Below are 16,234 nucleotides of genomic sequence, written 5' to 3'. Positions count from 1 at the left end.
ATGTTCCGCTACACGAAGCTCACCGCGCTCCGCGAGGTCCTCATCTGGGTGTTCGCCCTGATCTTCCTCGCCCCGTTCTACTTCCTGGTCACCACGGCGCTGAAGTCGGATCAGGAGGTCATCACCTCGTCCAACTTGGCCCCGCCTACGAGCGTCGACTTCTCGAACTTCGTCGAGGTGCTCACGGCCCAGGGCAATTCGAACGTCGTGATGGGTCTGGTCAACAGCATCCTCATCACCGCGGGAAGCATCCTCGGACTCGTGCTGCTCGGCGCCCTGACGGGGTACGTCATCTCCCGCAGCACCCGACGCTGGAGCCGGACGGTATACTACCTGTTCCTCATCGCCATCGTGCTTCCCACGCAGCTCGGAACCGTGCCGCTGTACATCGGTGCGCGCACCATCGGCCTGACCGGCTCGATCTGGGGCATGATCATCCTCTACACCGGGATGCTGCTGCCGCTGTCGATCTTCCTCTACGCCGGCTTCTTCCGGGGCCTCGGCACCGAGTACGAAGAGGCGGCCACGATCGACGGGGCCTCGCGCACGCAGATCTTCTTCCGCATCGTGCTCCCGTTGATGTCTCCGGCGACCGGCACGGTCGCGATCCTCGCAGGGCTCATCGTGTGGAACGACTTCTTCACCTCGCTCATCTTCCTCGGCGGCTCGGAGAACCAGACCCTCCCGGTCGCGATGTACTACTACATCGGTTCGCTCGTCTCGTCCTGGAACAAGATCTTCGCGATCGTCATCGTTTCGATGATCCCGATCCTCGCCTTCTACCTGTTCGCCCAGAAGCGCTTCATCCAGGGGTTCGCCGGCGGCCTCAAGGGCTGACGCCCTGCGGACGCCACGGAATCCCGCGAGCCTTCTTCGCTTCAACGACCCAGAAAGAGAACCATGTACCAGCTGTCCCCCAACATCGAGTTGCTCTTCGCCGAAGCCGGCGACTACCACGACCGGGTCCGTGCGGCGGCTGCCGCCGGATTCACCGCGGTCGAGATGTGGGGACCCACCGGAGTCGACGCTCCGGCGACGCCGAAGGACATCCCGGCGCTGAAGGCCGCGCTCGAGGAGACCGGCACGCAGCTCACAGCCCAGCTGTCCGAGCCGCGTACGCAGTTCATGATCCCGCCGTGGGACCACTCCGAGTTCTACCGCAAGCTCGATGAGGGGGTCGCGATCGCACACGACCTCGGGTGCCCGCGGATCGTCGTCGGCAGCGGCACGGGCTTCGGCGGGTGGAAGCGGCAGGTGCAGCTCGACAAGCTCGTGGAGATCTACCAGCAGGCGATCGCCCAGATCGACGGCTCCGGCATCACGCTGGTGCTCGAGCCGGTCAACGTCCGCGTCGACCACCCCGGCTCGCTCCTGGACCGCACCGCCGAGGCCGTGTACGTCGCCCGCGGCGTCGACTCCGCGCACTTCGGCGTGCTCTACGACATCTATCACTCCGCCGTGGAGGGGGAGGACATGGCCGCAGAACTCGCGAACGGCGGCGACCTCATCAAGTATGTCCAACTCGCCGATGCTCCCGGCCGCGGTGAGCCCGGAACCGGCGAGCTCGACTGGGCCGACCGCCTCGGCATCCTGCGCCGCTCGGGCTACGACGGGCCGATCGGACTCGAGTACTACCCGCAGACCGCCTCGGAGGCCTCGGTCGAGCGGATCGTCCGGCTGGCGGCAGAGGCGTGAGCGCCCGCGACTATCCGCAGCAGGTCGACGTGGTCATCGTCGGCAGCGGACCGACGGGCTCCGCCTATGCCCGGATTCTCACAGAGCGTGCACCGGATACGACGATCGCGATGTTCGAGGTCGGTCCGACGGTCTCGGATCCAGCCGGCGCGCACGTCAAGAACATCGACGATCCCGAGGAGCGCGCCGCGGCTCAGCGCGCCTCCGAGGGACCGGGTGCTCGTGCCGCGACCGTCGACTCGCCCGGTGCGGTGAAGTCCGGCCAGCGCCGTGCCCGTCCCGGCACCTATCTGCTGGAGGACGGCTTCCAGGAGCCGGGTGAAGACGGCATGCCGGTGGCCGCGATGTCGAGCAACGTCGGCGGGATGGCGGCGCACTGGACGGCGGCGTGTCCGCGCCCCGGCGGCAGCGAGCGAATCCTGTTCCTGGACGACCTCGATGAACTGCTCGATGAGGCCGAGCGGCTGCTCGGCGTCACGACCGACGCCTTCGACGCGACCCCTTTCGGCGACATCATCCGAGAACGGCTCGCCGCAGCCGTCGACGAGGGTCGCGTTCCGGCGTCGCGCGTGCAGCGGATGCCGCTGGCGGTGCACCGCCGCGACGACGGACGGCTCATGTGGTCGGGCTCCGACGTCGTGCTCGGTGATGTCACGCGCGACAACCCGAGATTCACCCTGTACGACGAGTCGCTCGTGACCCAGGTGCTCGTCGAGGACGGTCGCGCCTCCGGCGTGCGGGTCACCGACCTGCGCACGCAGGAGAGCCGCGACGTCCGTGCGCGCTTCGTGATCGTCGCTGCCGACGCGCTGCGCACTCCGCAGCTCCTGTGGGCATCCGGCATCCGCCCCGCCGCGCTCGGGCGGTACCTCAACGACCAGGCGCAGATCGTGTTCGCGACCCGCATCCGGGATGCCGCGGAGGTGTCGACCACCGCTCGTGAAGGGGCAGGTCTCAACGAGTACAGCGGCGTGACGTGGGTGCCGTTCACCGACGACACGCCCTTCCACGGTCAGGTCATGCAACTGGATGCCTCGCCCGTGCCTCTCGCCGAAGACGACCCGGTCGTCCCCGGATCCATCGTCGGAATCGGGTTCTTCTGCGCGAAGGACCTGCGCGCAGACGACCGTGTCGAGTTCTCGGACACGAAGACCGACGGCTACGGGATGCCGGCACCCCGCATTCGCTACCGCCTCACCGACACCGACCACGCGATCCTCGAGCGCGCGGAACGCGAGATCGTCGAGCTCGGAAAGGCGGTGGGCGAACCGCTCGATGACCGCCCGTTCCGCATGCCGATCGGCAGCTCACTGCACTACCAGGGCACCACCCGGATGGGCCAGGCCGACGACGGTACGAGCGTGTGCGATCCCGACAGCGAGGTGTGGTCGACACCCGGCCTGTTCGTCGCGGGCAACGGCGTCATCCCGACCGCCACCGCATGCAACCCGACCCTCACCGGCGTCGCGCTCGCGGTTCGCGGTGCGCGGTCCATCGCCGCGGCGTTAGACACCTGAGCATTGTTTATGTCGAAAAGAAACATTAGACTGTCGAAATACGAAAAAAGAACGAGGAGGTACTCGTGATCCCGGATCGCATCATCGAACAGGGAACGCTGAAGATCGAAGGCGGCCGTGCCGCCGTCGAGGTCCGCATTCCCTGGTACCGCGCACTTCCCGGCTCGTGCATCGCCGGAGCCGGCCTCACCGTGGACGGCGTCGCCGCCCCCGCCGACTCGCTGCGCTGGCAGATGAACGGCAAGGAGTTCACCTTCGAGGAACTCTCGACGAACACCGAGGAGTGGTGGTTCCCGGTCGACTCCGCCGTGCTGTCGGGAGATCTCGACCTCGCCGTCGACGCCGAGCACACGGTCGACGTCGACCTCACGCTGTTCATCCCGTACATCGTCATCTCCGACTCCGAGGTGCTCCACATCGAAGAGCACGATCGCAAGACCATGAAGGCGGTAGCGGCATGACCCTCGGCACTCCGATCCAGGGTGTGACGCTCTACAGCTTCACCCGGGCGTTCCACGGGCGCGAGTACGACCTCGACGCGCTCATCCGAAAGGTCGCGGCCGAGGGGTACGGCCCGGGCCTCGAGATCATCGGCTTCTCGAGCTTCCGCGGATTCCCCGAGATCGACGACGCGTTCGCCGGACGCTTCCGCGACCTGGTCGATGAGGTCGGGCTCGTCACCACCTCCCTCGCGGTCAACGCCGACATAGGCATCCATCGTGATCGACTCCTCGACCAGGAGGAACTGATCGCCTACATGCGCCGGCAGATCGCCGCCGCCGCGAAACTCGGATTCCCCATCGCTCGAGTGCAGATCTCGATCACGCCCGACTCGATGGAACAGCTCGCACCCATCGCCGAGGAGTACGGCGTGACCCTCGCCCTCGAGGTCCACGCCGATCAGTACGCCTCGCACCCGCGCATCCTCGCGCTGCGCGACCGCTACGAGAAGGTCGGCTCGCCGTTCCTCGGGTTCACGATGGACTGGGGCGCCACGGTCTCCGGCTTCGCGCCGTCACTCATCGAGTCCTACCGTCGCCGCGGTGCGTCCGAAGACCTGCTCGCGCAGGTCGTGTCGCTGTGGGACGACTTCTACCAACAGGGGCCCCCGCGCGATCAGGCGGAGCACGGACAGCGCTTCGGACGCTTCATCGGCCTTGCCGCGCAGAACGGCCGCCCCGATCTCGGGATCGACTTCGGCATCAACGGCACCGGCCTGTTCGGTCCCGCGCGCGTCGACGACTGGCTCGAGATCATGCCATGGGTCAAGCACGTGCATGGCAAGTTCTTCGGTATCGACGAGAACAAGGAGGAGCCCTCCGTCCCGGTTCGCGACCTCATCGGCCTTCTCGTCGAGAACGGCTACTCCGGTGCGGTCTCCAGCGAGTACGAGGGCTGGCACTGGAACAACTGGGAGAGCCCCTTCGACATCGTCCGCGACGAGCAGGCGGTGCAGCGCTCGGCAGCGCAGAACGCCGGCAGCCGCATGATCACGGATGCTGCCGAGGCGCGCGCCGCGCTCGCCGCTCACCTTCCGCACGCAGCTCTGAAGGGAGCACGCGCATGACCCGCAGACAGGCTCAAGGACCGGGCATCGCCGGCACCGGCATCAAGCTCGGCATCACCCTCTACTCGCTGACCAGCGAGTTCGCGGCGGGTCTCTACACTCCCGAGACCCTCATCGCCGCGGCGGCCGAGCACGGGCTCGGGCCGGGCGTCGAGTTCAACATCGCCCAACTGCTGCGCACGTATCCGGACGTGGACGACGAGTTCATCAAGCTCTGGTTCGACAGCCTGGAGAAGTACGAGCTCGAGCCGAGCGCCGTCGGCACCAATCTCGATATGGGGCGCCGCAAGGACCGTGACATGACCCCCGACGAGGAGCATGACTTCCTCGCGCGCCAGCTGAAGACCGCGCACCGGCTCGGTTTCAAGAACGTCGTCATCCGCTCGCACGGCAAGGAGCTGCTGCGCAGCCTGCTGCCGCTGGCAGAGAAGTACGACCAGCGCCTCGGGTATGAGATCCACGCGCCGTCGGGGCCGAACGCCCCCCAGGTGCTGCAGATGCGCGAGATGTACGACGAGCTGCAGTCGGACCGGCTCGGGTTCACGGCCGACTTCTCCTCGACGATGCATTCGCTCTCCCCGACCCTGCTGCGCACGCTCAGCCAGATGGGCATGGACGAGAAGCACTTCCCCGTCATGGACGAGATCTGGCATGAGCCCACGCCCATGCACGTGCGCAACCAGAAGTTCGAGGACTACCTCACCGGTGAGGGGGTCGACTTCCTCCGTTTCGGACCGTTCACGCGACTGGCGTTCAACATGCACGGGCTCGTCCCGCCGGAGGAATGGCTCGACATCATGCCGCAGATCTTCCACGTGCACGCGAAGTTCTACGACATCGGTGCGGACGGCGAGGAGCCGGCCATGGACATCCCGCGCATCGTCCGGCAGTTCGTCGAGGGCGGATACCAGGGGTACCTCTCCAGCGAATGGGAGGGCCACGCGTTCTCCGATCTCGGCGAATCCGACCCCATCGACCTCGTCCAGAAGCAGCACGCGCTCATGCGGCGTGCGATCGAGGAGACCGTCGTCGCAACGGCGGTGTAGGAGACATCATGGCAACGCACAACTCGCTCTTCGCCGAGAAGGACGTCCGTCGCACTGACGACGGGATCGCCGTCTCGGTGCAGCTTCCCTGGTATCGCAGCCTCTGGCTCTCGGCCGTCGACGACGTCGCGGCGACCGTGAACGGCGTCGAGATCGCGCGCGAGGACCTGCGCTTCGAGCTCGAGGGGCGGTCGTACACGATCGACGAACTGCCGGAGCAGTCCGAGACGCTGTGGTTCGTGGCCGACCGGCCGGATGTCGTCATCCGCCTCGACACGCCTCCGGTCTCAGGCGAGCGTCTCACCGCCGAGGTCGTCCTCACCATGCGGCTGCTCTACATGCAGATCATGCCCGGAGTGGACGGCGGCCCCGGTCGGTACGTGACCAACCGCGTACCGGTCGAGCGAGAGGTCGTGCTGGCATGAACGCGCGTGCGCCGCTGCGTGTCGCCATGATCGGCTACGGCTTCATGGGCGCGGCGCACTCGGTCGGCTGGCGTCAAGCACCTCGGATGTTCTCGCTCCCGCGCGACATCGAGATGGCGGTCGTCGTCGGGCGCAGCCCGGCGGCTGTGGCGGATGCCGCGGCGCAGTGGGGGTGGGCGGAGCACGCCACCGACTGGCGGTCGGTCATCGCGCGCGACGACATCGACATCGTCGACATCGTGACGCCCGGAGATTCGCACGCCGAGATCGCGATCGCGGCGCTGGAGGCCGGCAAGCACGTGCTGTGCGAGAAGCCGCTCGCGAACACCGTCGCCGAGGCGGAGGAGATGCTCGCCGCCGCGGAACGCGCCGCCGCGAGGGGCATCGTCTCGATGGTCGGCTTCACCTATCGCCGGGTCCCGGCGGTCACGCATCTGCGGGACCTCATCGCAGCCGGGGAGATCGGCGCGGTTCAGCAGGTGCGTGCCGCCTACCGCCAGGACTGGCTCGTAGACCCGCAGGCGCCGCTCGCATGGCGCCTGCAGAAAGAGCACGCCGGTTCCGGCGCGCTCGGTGACATCGGCGCGCACATCATCGACATGGCCCAGTTCGTCACCGGTCAGACCGTGGATGCCGTCGCCGGCGTCGTCGAGACGATCGTCGCGCGGCGGCCCCTGCAGGACGGCGGATCCGGGCTCTCCGCAACCGCCGGAGACGGCTACGGAGATGTCACCGTCGACGATCTCGCCATCTTCACCGGTCGGCTCGCGGGCGGTGCCCTCGTGTCGTTCGAGGCGACACGGTTCGCCACCGGACGCAAGAACGCCCTCACGATCGAAGTGTCCGGAGACAGAGGATCACTCCTCTTCGATCTCGAAGATCTCAACTCCCTGCAGTTCTACGACCGCACGGCCCCTGTTGACAGACAGGGATTCACGAAGATCCTCGTGACCGACCCATCCCATCCGTACGTCTCGGCATGGTGGCCATCCGGTCACATGCTCGGGTACGAGCACGGCTTCTCGCATCAGGTCGTCGACTTCGTGAATTCCGTCGCCGACGGCAGCCGGCCCCACTCGAGCTTCGCCGAGGGTCTCGCGGTCCAGCGCGTCCTCGCCGCTGTGGAGGCGAGCGCCGAGCGCGACTCCGCGTGGGTGCGTGTGGGTGCGATGGCGACGGCATCCGCCTGAGAACGTATTCCAACCGGAGCGAAGGAGCTCATCGCCATGTCTGATGTTCTGAACGTCCTCATCCTCTCCGGGCACATGACCCGCGAGCACGACAACGAGTTCCGCAGCTTCCGCCAGCACAACCAGTGGCTCACCACGCTTCTGGAGGACACCGGCCGCTTCCGCGTCCGCGTCGTCGAGGACCCGCGCGGGCTCGGCGCCGAGATCATCGACAAGTACGACGTCATCATCGTCGTCTTCGAGGGACGCGACGGCTATCACGAGAAGGCGGTCGGCTTCGGGCCTGAGACCGATGCCGCGCTGCTGCGCTTCGTCCATGCCGACGGCAAGGGCATGGTGTGGTTCCACGGCTCCGCAGCGCAGGAGGACGACTGGGGCTACCCCGAGGAGTACAACGTCATGCGCGGCGCGAAGCTGAGCGTGGCGACAGGGTTGCGGCCGCGGCCCTGGGGCGAAGCGCTGCTGCGCACCTCAGAGCCCCGTCACGCCATCACCGACGGCATCAGCGAGACCTGGACGGTCACCGGCGACGACATCCTCACCGGCGTCGAGCTCTACGACGGCGCGCAGGTGCTGCTCACCACGTTCGACGATCTCGAGTCGTACGAGAGGGCGCCGATGTGGCCGATGTCGCACTACCCGGTTGCGATCCCCGAGGGCGGGGTCGCCGACCTCCCCGGTATGAACAGCGATCAGCCGATCGCCTGGATCAACGAGTACGGCGCCGGTCGTTCGTTCACCATCACGATCGGTCACGACATCGACACCTTCCGGCGCATCGAGTTCATCAGGATGTTCCCGCGCGGCGTCGAATGGGCGGCGACGGGGGAGATCACCCTCGACGGTCCTGACCGGCGCGGCGAGCGGCGCTTCCTGCCCTGGCCGTACTACAACCACGAGGGCTGAACGCCCCTGCGGGGGCCGCGCTGACCGTCAGGCGGTGAGCGCGGCCCGGACCAGGTCGAGGTGGCGCCGCGTCATGTCGGCCGCATCGTCATCGAGCCATTCATGGCCGCCCCATTCGCTGGTGAGCGAGCCGGTGAATCCGGCCGTGCGCAGCTCGCTCGCGAAGTGGCGGACGGGCCGTGAGACGCGGTCATCGGCGTCGTGGAGGTCCCAGAACTTCAGGTGCGCGGCACCCGCGAACGTGAGCACGTCGCGGAGGTCGGCGGCATCGGAGCGACCGAAGCGCACGAGCAGGTTCATGAACATGGTGTGCACGTCGGGCGGCACCGCTCCTGCGCGCAGCAGCGCGACGGCGGCATCCGACGTCGCCGGATCCTGCCAGTCGCTCTCCAGCCGGTCGACGAACGAGGCGGGAAGGTCGCTTCGACGGAGCCGGTCGAGATAGGTGACGGGGAGCGCGGGCATCAGCATGCTGATGTCGACGAGCAGTCGCAGGTGCGGGTCGTCGAAGTGCGCGATCGTGTCGTAGTGAGCGCGGTGGGCGGGCGACGACGGGGTCTGCGGGCCCTGCGCCTCCTCGAACAGCACGAGGTCGAGGTCGTGCAGCTCCGGCAGCAGCCGCTCGAGCAGCGCGACCCCGGACTGACCGATCGGCAGACGGACGCCGGTGGCGCCGAGCCGGTGGGCTGCGCGCAGCTGCGGCAGCAGGAAGGACATCCGCTCGTCGTCGTCGCGCCGCCGCGTCGGCGCCGCCCAGTCGTCGATGCTGGCCCCGACGATCGAGACGCGGCCCCCCGCGGCGGCCAGGGCATCCCGGAGGCTCTCGGCCTCGGCGTCCGAGGGTACGGGGAACGAGCGCCAGAGTTGACCGAGCTCGACTTCGATGATGGGAGCGATGCCGTCGGAGACGATCCCGACGGCGATCTCGGTGGCGCCGGATTCAGCGCGGATCAGATCGGGGGTCCAGTTGAAGGCGCTCGCGGCGAGGGGCCAGGTGGGGGCGTGCTTCGGCATGATGCGTGCTTCCGGTCAGGCGACGTCGAGCGCCACGGTGGGGACGGCCGAGGAGTCGTTCAGGCTCAGCGTCCTGCCGAACCGGAAAGGCAGTCGGAGCGGGCTCTCCGGACCCGCCTGGAGGTAGGGCACCACGAGGTCGAAAACGACGCCCACTTCGTGGTCGCCGGGGGCGAGGGCCTGTTCGCCTCGCAGCAAGAGACGATCCTGGACGAACCACCATCCCGGCTCGTCGGCGAGATCCGACGGTGCGATCGCGCGCTGGCCGAGCAGGATCCGCAGGCCGCGCTCCGTGCGCCCGTCGATCGTGACGTGCAGTCCCTCGACGCTCCACAACGGCAGCGAACGGATCCACGGCAACGAGAGTCGGAGCACGAACCCGTCGTCCGTCGACCCGAGAGCGTCGTCACGCAATGCGCCGAGCATGGCACTCCTTCGTGTCTGTCAGGCTCGCGCCTGTTCAGACAGAAAGATACATGCTTATGTCTGTTTATGGAATAAGGGTCGAGCTCAGTGGAAACGCGAAAGTGTCGGCTTGCCCTCCGCGAACCAGCGGGGGAACGTGACCTCGAAGAGCTGCTCTCGTGCGAGCGCGGCCCCGCCGCGCAGCGGCTCGCCCTCGTCGTTGACGGAGTTGACGATCGTGAGATCGCGGGTGGCCAGCGGGAGCGAGAGTTCGTACACGCGCTGGCGTACCTCGGCGAGGTAGAGCTCGCCCGTGCCGGCGACCACGCCGCCGATCACGATGACGCTCGGATTGAACATGTTCACGAGTGCGGCGATCGATTCGCCGACGACGCGTGCGGACTGCTGCAGAAGGGTGGTCGAGAGCGCATCGCCGGAGTCCGCCGCGCGAGTGATGTCCTCCGGGCTGATCGTCTCTCCGGCGGCGTGCTGCGCGGCCAGTTGCCCGCCGACCCCCTCTGCGATCGCGGCTTCCGCCTGCTTCACCAGTGCCCATCCGCTGGCGACCGCTTCGAGGCATCCGGTCTTCCCGCAGCGGCAGAGCGCATCGGATTCGCGCACGCGCACGTGCCCGATGTCGCCGGCTGCTCCGTTCGCTCCGCGGTGCACGTGACCCTGAGAGAGCAGGCCGGCACCGATTCCGGAGCCGATCTTCACGTAGATGAGGTTGGCGTCCTCGCCGGCGCGGCGCACCAGTTCGCCGAACGCCAGGAGGTTCACGTCGTTGTCCACCCAGGTGGGGGCGTCGTAGCGCTGTTCGAAGGCCGAGCGGATGTCGTAGCCGTTCCATCCGGGCATGATCGGCGGCGCCACGGGGCGTCCGGTCTCGAAGTCCACGGGCCCGGGGGCCCCGACGGTCACGGCCCAGATCGGGGCTCCGGGGGTGCGCGTGATCAGCTCGTCGATCAGCTTCATCGCCATCTCGAGCGTTTCTTCGGGGCCGCGGGAGATCTCCCATGGCGTGTGGGTCTGATCGACGACTTCGCCCTCGAGATCGGCGATCCCCACGCGGATGTGCAGGGCGCCGAGTGCGCAGACGATCAACCGCCCGCGCTCGGAGCGGAAGCGCACATGGCGAGGGGCCCGGCCTCCCGAAGACGGACCGTAGTCACCGTCGGCGAGATAACCCATCTCGTACGCCTGATCGACGCGCTGAGTGACGACTCCGCGCCCGAGGCCGGTGATCCTGCCGATCTCAGGACGGGTGGTGGCTCCGCCGGTCCTGACCATGTTCACGATGCGAAGGAGGCTCGTCACCTCGTCAGTCTGGGCGCCGAAGCGCAGCGTGGATTCGGTGGCCATGGTTGATTTTTACACAAGAGGCAGCAGTACCCATGAGCAATCGCCGATCTATGGTCAACTATCTCGTAACTTACGTATACTTCTGACAAAAGCGAGGAGCAAAGATGCCAGCGGGAGTCGGGGTCATCGGTGCGGGGCCAGGAGCCGCTGCACTGCACCTGCCGACCCTCGCCCGGCTGAGCGATCGATTCGCCGTCGTGCACATCTCGGATGCGGGCAGCGGCCGCGCCGAGGACCTCGCCGCGCACTTCGGTGCGACGGCCTCCACCGGGACCGACGAGTTGCTCGCGGACCCGCGGGTGGAGGTCGTCGCGATCTGCAGTCCGCCGGACGCGCACGCGTCGCAGATCCTCGCCGCCGTCGCCGCGGGCAAACGCGCGATCCTGTGCGAGAAGCCGCTCGCCCTATCGCACGATGACGCCGCGCGCATCATCGACGCATGCCGCGATGCCGGAGTCGCGCTCGTGGTCGGTACGAATCACCTCTTCGACCCCGCATGGGGGCGGGCACAGCACCACATCGCGGCCGCGGGCGCGCCAGTGCGTGCGATCTCGATCACTGTCGCCCTTCCGCCGAACGGCAGATATCACGATGCGGTGACCGAGATGCCCGCGACGGCCGGGCAGGCTCGGGGAGTGCCCGACTGGAGCAGCCCCGCCGTCGCGGCCGCTGTGCTCCGCCAGCTCACCCTCGGTCTCGCCATCCACGACCTGCCGCTCGTGCGCGACCTCGCCCAGCGCCTGGACCGCGTCGTCTTCGCGCGCCCGGTGTCCCCGATCGGCTACGTCGTGGGATTCATCGCCGGGGACGTCGCCGTGAGGCTGACAGCGGTCATGACACCGGGCGGTGCGGATGCGCTGTGGCGCATCGGGATCGCCACGTCGCGCGACCTCGTCGACATCGAGTTCCCACCCGCGTTCGTGCACGACGGCAGTGCCGCGGTGCATGTGCGGACACCGGACGGCCGCCGCGCCTCGTTCCCGCTCAGCGCGGACGACGGCTACGTCGCGGAGTGGCGGGCTCTCTCATCCATCCTGGAGGGAGAGGAAGTCGTCGAGTACGACGAGATCCTCGCGGATGCAGGTTTTGCCATCGAGCTCGCGGATGCCGTGGCCGCCGCAGTCCACGCGAGGGTGACGGCATGATCGGGGTCTGCACGAGCATTCCCGCGTATCGCGTCGCGGTCGCGGAATTGCCGTCGAGCGTGAAGCTCGTTCCGAATGTCGCGGACTCCATCACTGTGGTGCCTGGCGATCGCCGGTGGGCGCAGAGCGCGCGAAGCGCATTCGAGGGCGGCGCTGCGGCCGTGATCGTCGCGAATCCAGGATTCGTCGATCCGGACGAGTGCCTCCGACTGCACGATGCCGCCGGTCGACGGCCGATCGTCGTCGATCGTCCGATGCTGCGCGCCGATCTCGTCGAGACGGCATCCGCTCACGCCTCGTCGCCGAGCTACGCGGCCGTCGACGTCGCGGCGATGGCAGGGCGCCGATCCGAGGCCGTCCGCGACGCCGCGGGCTGGATCCGCGTGCTGCTGGGCGGTCCCTGCGAGGTGCGGGAAGCAGGCCGCACCGGCTCGGCCGTCCTCGCGCTCCTGCAGTGCGCGGACGACGGTGCACCTGGCGCGCTCACGGCGACCACGATCGAAGGCGCCGACGAGGGGCCATGGATCAGGGTGCTGGCCGTCGCCGCGACGCGCATCGAGGTGGCCATCGACGAGGCGGATGCGCAGATGACCGTCGAGGTGACGACGGCGGAGGGCGTGCTGCGCACTCCGCGTCCATTCGAGACGCACGAGCGGTTGTCGCTGCGCCGGGCTCTCCATGCCCTGTCGGCTGGAGGGCAACCGGTCACCGATCTTGCTGAGCTCCGCGCCGACGACGCCGTCGCAGAGGGCCTCTTGGGCGGGCGCCGGTGATAAACAGCGCTGATCCTCCGCATAGGAAGAATCGGGTTCCTTGATGGTCGATTTCCGACAAAAGTAGGAAGTGGGGCAGATCCCACAGCCCCATCGGAAAGGAAGATCGAGGATGATCAAGCTACTCTCCCACCTCTCGTATGTCGCGATCACATCGCCCGATGTTGAGGCGTCCGTGAAGTTCTATGAGGAGCAGGTCGGGCTCACGGTCGTCGATCGGGTCGACGGCGCTGTGTACCTCCGATGCTGGGGCGACTACTACGCCTATTCGCTGGTCGTCGTCCCGGGCGACGAACCCGCGCTCGAGACGATGGCATGGCGCACTTCGAGCGCTGAGGCCCTCGAGGAGGCGGCCAAGCGCGTCGAGGCCGCCGGGGTCGAGGGCGAATGGCTCTCCGACGTGCCGCAGATAGGCCGCGCCTACCGGTTCACCGGTCCTTTCGGCCACTCGATGACGCTGCACTGGGAGGTCACGCGGCACCAGTCGTCGGGGGAGACCGCGTCGATCTACCCCGATCGTCCCGAGAAGCGTTCCAAGATCGCCGGTGCTCCGCGGCAACTCGATCACGTCACCGTCGCGACGAGCGACGTCGATGCGTTCGTCAAGTGGTACGTCGATGTGCTCGGTTTCCGCTTCATGGCACGCACCGTGCTGGACGAAGCTCCGGTCTCGGTCTTCTCCGTGCTCACCACCAACGAGAAGTCGCACGACCTCGGCGTCGTGCTCGACGGCTCCACTCGCGCGGGCCGGGTCAACCACTACGCCTTCTGGGTCGACACCCGCGAGGAGCTCCTCATCGCAGCTGACACCCTCATGGAGAACGGCATCCCGATCGAGTACGGCCCGAACATCCACGGGATCGGCGAGCAGACGTTCCTCTACTACCGTGAACCGTCGACGCTGCGCATCGAGTTGAACACCGGCGGCTACCGCAACTACGTCCCCGATTGGGAGGCGAACACCTGGAAGCCGTCGCAGGGGTCGAACAACTTCTACCGCAACGGCGCGATGCCGATGTCGATGACGGAGTCGTTCCCGCCGGCGGACGGTCCGAGCGCGACGGAGGAGGGTGTTCCCGACGAGATCAGGGACGCCCTGCTCAACCCGTACGCCAAGCACGGCCAGGGCTGACAGATGTCCCGACGCGGCGGATGCTCCTTCATCCGCCGCGTCGGGAGACCACACGCGCGAAGATGAGCGAGAGGATCACCCCATGACGACCACCACCCCAGAGGCGCCGTTCGCTCTGGTGCGCTACAGAGACGCCGACGGCGCGCAGCTCGGTCTCGCCGCCCGGAACAGGGTGCGGCCGCTGACCTCGGCTGACCTCGGAGCCGCCGACCTGAACGCGTTCCTCGCGAAACCGGATTGGGATAGCATCGCCGCGCTCGCAGTTCCGGACGAGACCTGGCTCTCTCTCGACGACGTGACGCTCACCGCTCCCGTCGAGCCGCGGCAGGTGCTCCAGACCGGCGCCAACTACCGCGAGCACGTCATCGAGCTCGTCGCCGCTGGTCTCACCCAGAACGCCGAGCGTACGCCCGACGAGGCGCGGGCCTTCGCCGCGAAGATGATGGACGATCGCAAGGCGAACGGCGAGCCCTACTTCTTCATCGGGCTTCCTTCGTGCGTCGTCGGGGACGACGCGGCCCTCGAGCTGCCCGCGTACAGCGAGGTGCACGACTGGGAGCTCGAGCTCGCGATCGTCGTCGGCCGCGAGGCCTTCCGGGTGTCGCGCGCTGACGCCTGGGGCCACATCGCCGGGTACACCATCGTCAACGACATCACCACGCGCGACCTCGTCTTCCGCAAGGATATGAAGGAGATCGGCACCGACTGGTATCGCGCCAAGAACGCCCCCGGCTTCCTGCCGACGGGGCCGTTCCTCGTGCCGGCGCAGTTCGTCGACGCGGAGGACGCGCACGTCACGCTCGCGCTCAACGGTGAGGTGATGCAGGATGCCTCGACGAGCGACCTGCTGTTCGACATCCCCGCGCTGCTGTCGGCCGCCTCTCAGACGCAGCGTCTCCTCCCCGGCGATCTGCTGTTGACGGGGAGCCCGGCCGGAAACGGGCAGCACTGGAAGCGATTCCTCCGCGACGGCGACGTCATGACCGGCACGATCGCCAATCTCGGCACTCAGGTGGTGCGCTGCGTCGCGGAAGGAGCCGCCTCATGAGCGTTCCGAGCGCGAACCCCGCAGACCTCGACCGGCAGGACCCCGCCTCCGAGGTCTCTGCCCGCGCCGAGGCCTTCCGCAACTGGGGTCGCTGGGGGGACGACGACGTGCTCGGCACCCTCAACTTCATCGACGAGTCCAAGCGCCTCGAAGCGGCCGCCCTCGTGCGCTCCGGCCGCGTCATCTCGCTCGCGCAGGCCTTCGACACCAACGGACCGCAGAAGGGATGGCGCCGTCGCACCAACCCGGTGCACACGATGACCGACACCGGCACCGACGCCGAGCGCGGCAATCAGGGCTTCCCGCACGGCATCGGCGGAGCGGATGACGTCATCGCGATGCCGTTGCAGTGTTCGACGCAGTGGGACGGTCTGGGCCACATCTTCGACAGGGGCATGGCCTGGAACGGGCGCCGTGCCGGCGACGTGGTCACCAGCGACGGCGACCTCGTCACGGGCATCGAACATGCGGCGTCCGTCATCGTCTCGCGTGGCGTGCTGCTCGACGTCGGCAGGCATCTGCGCCCCGAGACCTGTGAACTCGACGACGGACACCCGATCACGGTCGCCGATCTGGAGGCGACCGCCGCAGCGCACGGCGTCACGATCGGTCGCGGGGACATCGTCCTCGTGCGGACCGGACAGTACGCCCGAACCCGCCGCGACGGCTGGAACGACTACGCAGGAGGACCTGCGCCCGGACTCTCGCTGACGACAGCGGGGTGGCTGCACTCCACCGAGATCGCCGCGATCGCGACGGACACCTGGGGATTCGAGGTGCGTCCGAACGAGTTCGACGTTCCGGCGTTCCAGCCGCTGCATCAGGTCGTGATCCCCAACATCGGACTGACGATCGGCGAGATGTGGAACCTCGACGAACTCGCCGAGGCATGCGCGCAGCGCGACAGCTGGGACTTCCTGCTCTCGGCCGCGCCACTGCCGATCACCGGAGCCGTCGGATCGCCGATCAATCCCGTCGCCATCCTCTAGAAACCGCAACCACACACCAC

Annotated in this window: 17 protein-coding genes; 14 read left to right on the top strand and 3 right to left on the bottom strand. The window is 67.8% G+C overall.

All coding sequences use genetic code 11. From position 1 onward, the window contains the following. The 9 genes from MAE01_RS13035 to MAE01_RS12995 all read left to right on the top strand — a co-directional run bounded on the left by MAE01_RS13035 (position 1) and on the right by MAE01_RS12995 (position 8,346). Positions 1 to 837, top strand: a complete 837-nt coding sequence (locus MAE01_RS13035) for a carbohydrate ABC transporter permease (RefSeq protein ID WP_147040035.1) — start codon at positions 1 to 3, stop codon at positions 835 to 837. Positions 838 to 900: 63 nt separating this feature from the next. Next, entirely contained in the window at positions 901 to 1,695 is a 795-nt protein-coding gene (locus tag MAE01_RS13030; protein WP_147040034.1) for a TIM barrel protein, read from the top strand. Next, positions 1,692 to 3,212 carry a c-glycoside 3-oxidase CarA gene (gene carA / locus MAE01_RS13025; RefSeq protein ID WP_147040032.1) on the top strand — a complete coding sequence of 507 codons (1,521 nt, stop codon included), beginning with the start codon at positions 1,692 to 1,694 and terminating at the stop codon, positions 3,210 to 3,212. Before MAE01_RS13030 ends, carA begins: the two co-directional genes overlap by 4 nt. A 65-nt stretch (positions 3,213 to 3,277) precedes the next feature. Continuing rightward, positions 3,278 to 3,673: a C-glycoside deglycosidase beta subunit domain-containing protein gene (locus MAE01_RS13020; RefSeq protein ID WP_147040030.1), complete on the top strand. Its 396-nt coding sequence runs from the start codon at positions 3,278 to 3,280 to the stop codon at positions 3,671 to 3,673. Further along, entirely contained in the window at positions 3,670 to 4,779 is a 1,110-nt protein-coding gene (locus MAE01_RS13015) for a sugar phosphate isomerase/epimerase family protein (protein WP_147040028.1), read from the top strand. The genes MAE01_RS13020 and MAE01_RS13015 overlap by 4 nt, the downstream gene beginning before the upstream one ends. Next, positions 4,776 to 5,825: a sugar phosphate isomerase/epimerase family protein gene (locus MAE01_RS13010; protein WP_147040026.1), complete on the top strand. Its 1,050-nt coding sequence runs from the start codon at positions 4,776 to 4,778 to the stop codon at positions 5,823 to 5,825. The genes MAE01_RS13015 and MAE01_RS13010 overlap by 4 nt, the downstream gene beginning before the upstream one ends. Positions 5,826 to 5,833: 8 nt before the next feature. Further along, the gene (locus MAE01_RS13005; RefSeq protein WP_147040024.1) at positions 5,834 to 6,250 is read left to right on the top strand and encodes a C-glycoside deglycosidase beta subunit domain-containing protein; all 417 of its coding nucleotides are present in this window, start codon (positions 5,834 to 5,836) and stop codon (positions 6,248 to 6,250) included. After that, entirely contained in the window at positions 6,247 to 7,440 is a 1,194-nt protein-coding gene (locus MAE01_RS13000) for a Gfo/Idh/MocA family protein (RefSeq protein WP_229718252.1), read from the top strand. The genes MAE01_RS13005 and MAE01_RS13000 overlap by 4 nt, the downstream gene beginning before the upstream one ends. 36 nt (positions 7,441 to 7,476) lie before the next feature. Next, complete coding sequence (locus MAE01_RS12995) at positions 7,477 to 8,346, top strand: ThuA domain-containing protein (RefSeq protein WP_147040023.1); 870 nt, start codon at positions 7,477 to 7,479, stop codon at positions 8,344 to 8,346. Positions 8,347 to 8,373: 27 nt separating this feature from the next. Here the strand turns inward: MAE01_RS12995 and MAE01_RS12990 are convergent, their stop codons facing one another. The 3 genes from MAE01_RS12990 to MAE01_RS12980 all read right to left on the bottom strand — a co-directional run bounded on the left by MAE01_RS12990 (position 8,374) and on the right by MAE01_RS12980 (position 11,127). Further along, positions 8,374 to 9,360, bottom strand: a complete 987-nt coding sequence (locus MAE01_RS12990; RefSeq protein ID WP_147040021.1) for an IolE/MocC family protein — start codon at positions 9,358 to 9,360, stop codon at positions 8,374 to 8,376. Positions 9,361 to 9,375: 15 nt separating this feature from the next. Continuing rightward, positions 9,376 to 9,786 (bottom strand): hypothetical protein, encoded by a 411-nt coding sequence (locus MAE01_RS12985; RefSeq protein WP_147040019.1) that lies wholly within the window; start codon positions 9,784 to 9,786, stop codon positions 9,376 to 9,378. An 84-nt stretch (positions 9,787 to 9,870) separates the two neighbouring features. Then, positions 9,871 to 11,127 (bottom strand): ROK family protein, encoded by a 1,257-nt coding sequence (locus tag MAE01_RS12980; RefSeq protein ID WP_147040017.1) that lies wholly within the window; start codon positions 11,125 to 11,127, stop codon positions 9,871 to 9,873. A 104-nt stretch (positions 11,128 to 11,231) separates the two neighbouring features. Between MAE01_RS12980 and MAE01_RS12975 the strand changes: the two genes are divergently transcribed. The 5 genes from MAE01_RS12975 to MAE01_RS12955 all read left to right on the top strand — a co-directional run bounded on the left by MAE01_RS12975 (position 11,232) and on the right by MAE01_RS12955 (position 16,214). Continuing rightward, on the top strand, positions 11,232 to 12,272 hold the full coding sequence (locus MAE01_RS12975) for a Gfo/Idh/MocA family protein (protein ID WP_147040015.1): 1,041 nt from the start codon (positions 11,232 to 11,234) through the stop codon (positions 12,270 to 12,272). Further along, a complete protein-coding gene (locus MAE01_RS12970) occupies positions 12,269 to 13,045 on the top strand; it encodes a hypothetical protein (RefSeq protein WP_147040014.1) in 777 nt (258 codons plus the stop codon). Before MAE01_RS12975 ends, MAE01_RS12970 begins: the two co-directional genes overlap by 4 nt. A 112-nt stretch (positions 13,046 to 13,157) precedes the next feature. Continuing rightward, complete coding sequence (locus tag MAE01_RS12965) at positions 13,158 to 14,177, top strand: VOC family protein (RefSeq protein ID WP_147040012.1); 1,020 nt, start codon at positions 13,158 to 13,160, stop codon at positions 14,175 to 14,177. An 82-nt stretch (positions 14,178 to 14,259) separates the two neighbouring features. Next, the gene (locus MAE01_RS12960) at positions 14,260 to 15,225 is read left to right on the top strand and encodes a fumarylacetoacetate hydrolase family protein (RefSeq protein ID WP_147040010.1); all 966 of its coding nucleotides are present in this window, start codon (positions 14,260 to 14,262) and stop codon (positions 15,223 to 15,225) included. After that, positions 15,222 to 16,214, top strand: a complete 993-nt coding sequence (locus MAE01_RS12955; RefSeq protein ID WP_147040008.1) for a cyclase family protein — start codon at positions 15,222 to 15,224, stop codon at positions 16,212 to 16,214. The genes MAE01_RS12960 and MAE01_RS12955 overlap by 4 nt, the downstream gene beginning before the upstream one ends. Positions 16,215 to 16,234: the final 20 nt, after the last annotated feature.

Origin of the sequence: Microbacterium aerolatum, from assembly GCF_007988825.1 — a bacterium.
Classification (GTDB): Bacteria; Actinomycetota; Actinomycetes; order Actinomycetales; family Microbacteriaceae; genus Microbacterium; species Microbacterium aerolatum.
Note: the sequence above shows the minus strand (reverse complement) of the source record. Positions and strands in the feature narration are given on the sequence as shown.

Excerpts from the sequence above, each read along its gene's own strand:
- MAE01_RS13035 (WP_147040035.1), top strand. The coding sequence starts at position 1 with ATGTTCCGCTACACGAAGCTCACCGCGCTCCGCGAGGTCCTCATCTGG.
- MAE01_RS13030 (WP_147040034.1), top strand. The coding sequence starts at position 901 with ATGTACCAGCTGTCCCCCAACATCGAGTTGCTCTTCGCCGAAGCCGGC.
- MAE01_RS13015 (WP_147040028.1), top strand. The coding sequence starts at position 3,670 with ATGACCCTCGGCACTCCGATCCAGGGTGTGACGCTCTACAGCTTCACC.
- MAE01_RS13010 (WP_147040026.1), top strand. The coding sequence starts at position 4,776 with ATGACCCGCAGACAGGCTCAAGGACCGGGCATCGCCGGCACCGGCATC.
- MAE01_RS13005 (WP_147040024.1), top strand. The coding sequence starts at position 5,834 with ATGGCAACGCACAACTCGCTCTTCGCCGAGAAGGACGTCCGTCGCACT.
- MAE01_RS13000 (WP_229718252.1), top strand. The coding sequence starts at position 6,247 with ATGAACGCGCGTGCGCCGCTGCGTGTCGCCATGATCGGCTACGGCTTC.
- MAE01_RS12995 (WP_147040023.1), top strand. The coding sequence starts at position 7,477 with ATGTCTGATGTTCTGAACGTCCTCATCCTCTCCGGGCACATGACCCGC.
- MAE01_RS12990 (WP_147040021.1), bottom strand. The coding sequence starts at position 9,360 with ATGCCGAAGCACGCCCCCACCTGGCCCCTCGCCGCGAGCGCCTTCAAC.
- MAE01_RS12985 (WP_147040019.1), bottom strand. The coding sequence starts at position 9,786 with ATGCTCGGCGCATTGCGTGACGACGCTCTCGGGTCGACGGACGACGGG.
- MAE01_RS12980 (WP_147040017.1), bottom strand. The coding sequence starts at position 11,127 with ATGGCCACCGAATCCACGCTGCGCTTCGGCGCCCAGACTGACGAGGTG.
- MAE01_RS12975 (WP_147040015.1), top strand. The coding sequence starts at position 11,232 with ATGCCAGCGGGAGTCGGGGTCATCGGTGCGGGGCCAGGAGCCGCTGCA.
- MAE01_RS12970 (WP_147040014.1), top strand. The coding sequence starts at position 12,269 with ATGATCGGGGTCTGCACGAGCATTCCCGCGTATCGCGTCGCGGTCGCG.
- MAE01_RS12965 (WP_147040012.1), top strand. The coding sequence starts at position 13,158 with ATGATCAAGCTACTCTCCCACCTCTCGTATGTCGCGATCACATCGCCC.
- MAE01_RS12960 (WP_147040010.1), top strand. The coding sequence starts at position 14,260 with ATGACGACCACCACCCCAGAGGCGCCGTTCGCTCTGGTGCGCTACAGA.
- MAE01_RS12955 (WP_147040008.1), top strand. The coding sequence starts at position 15,222 with ATGAGCGTTCCGAGCGCGAACCCCGCAGACCTCGACCGGCAGGACCCC.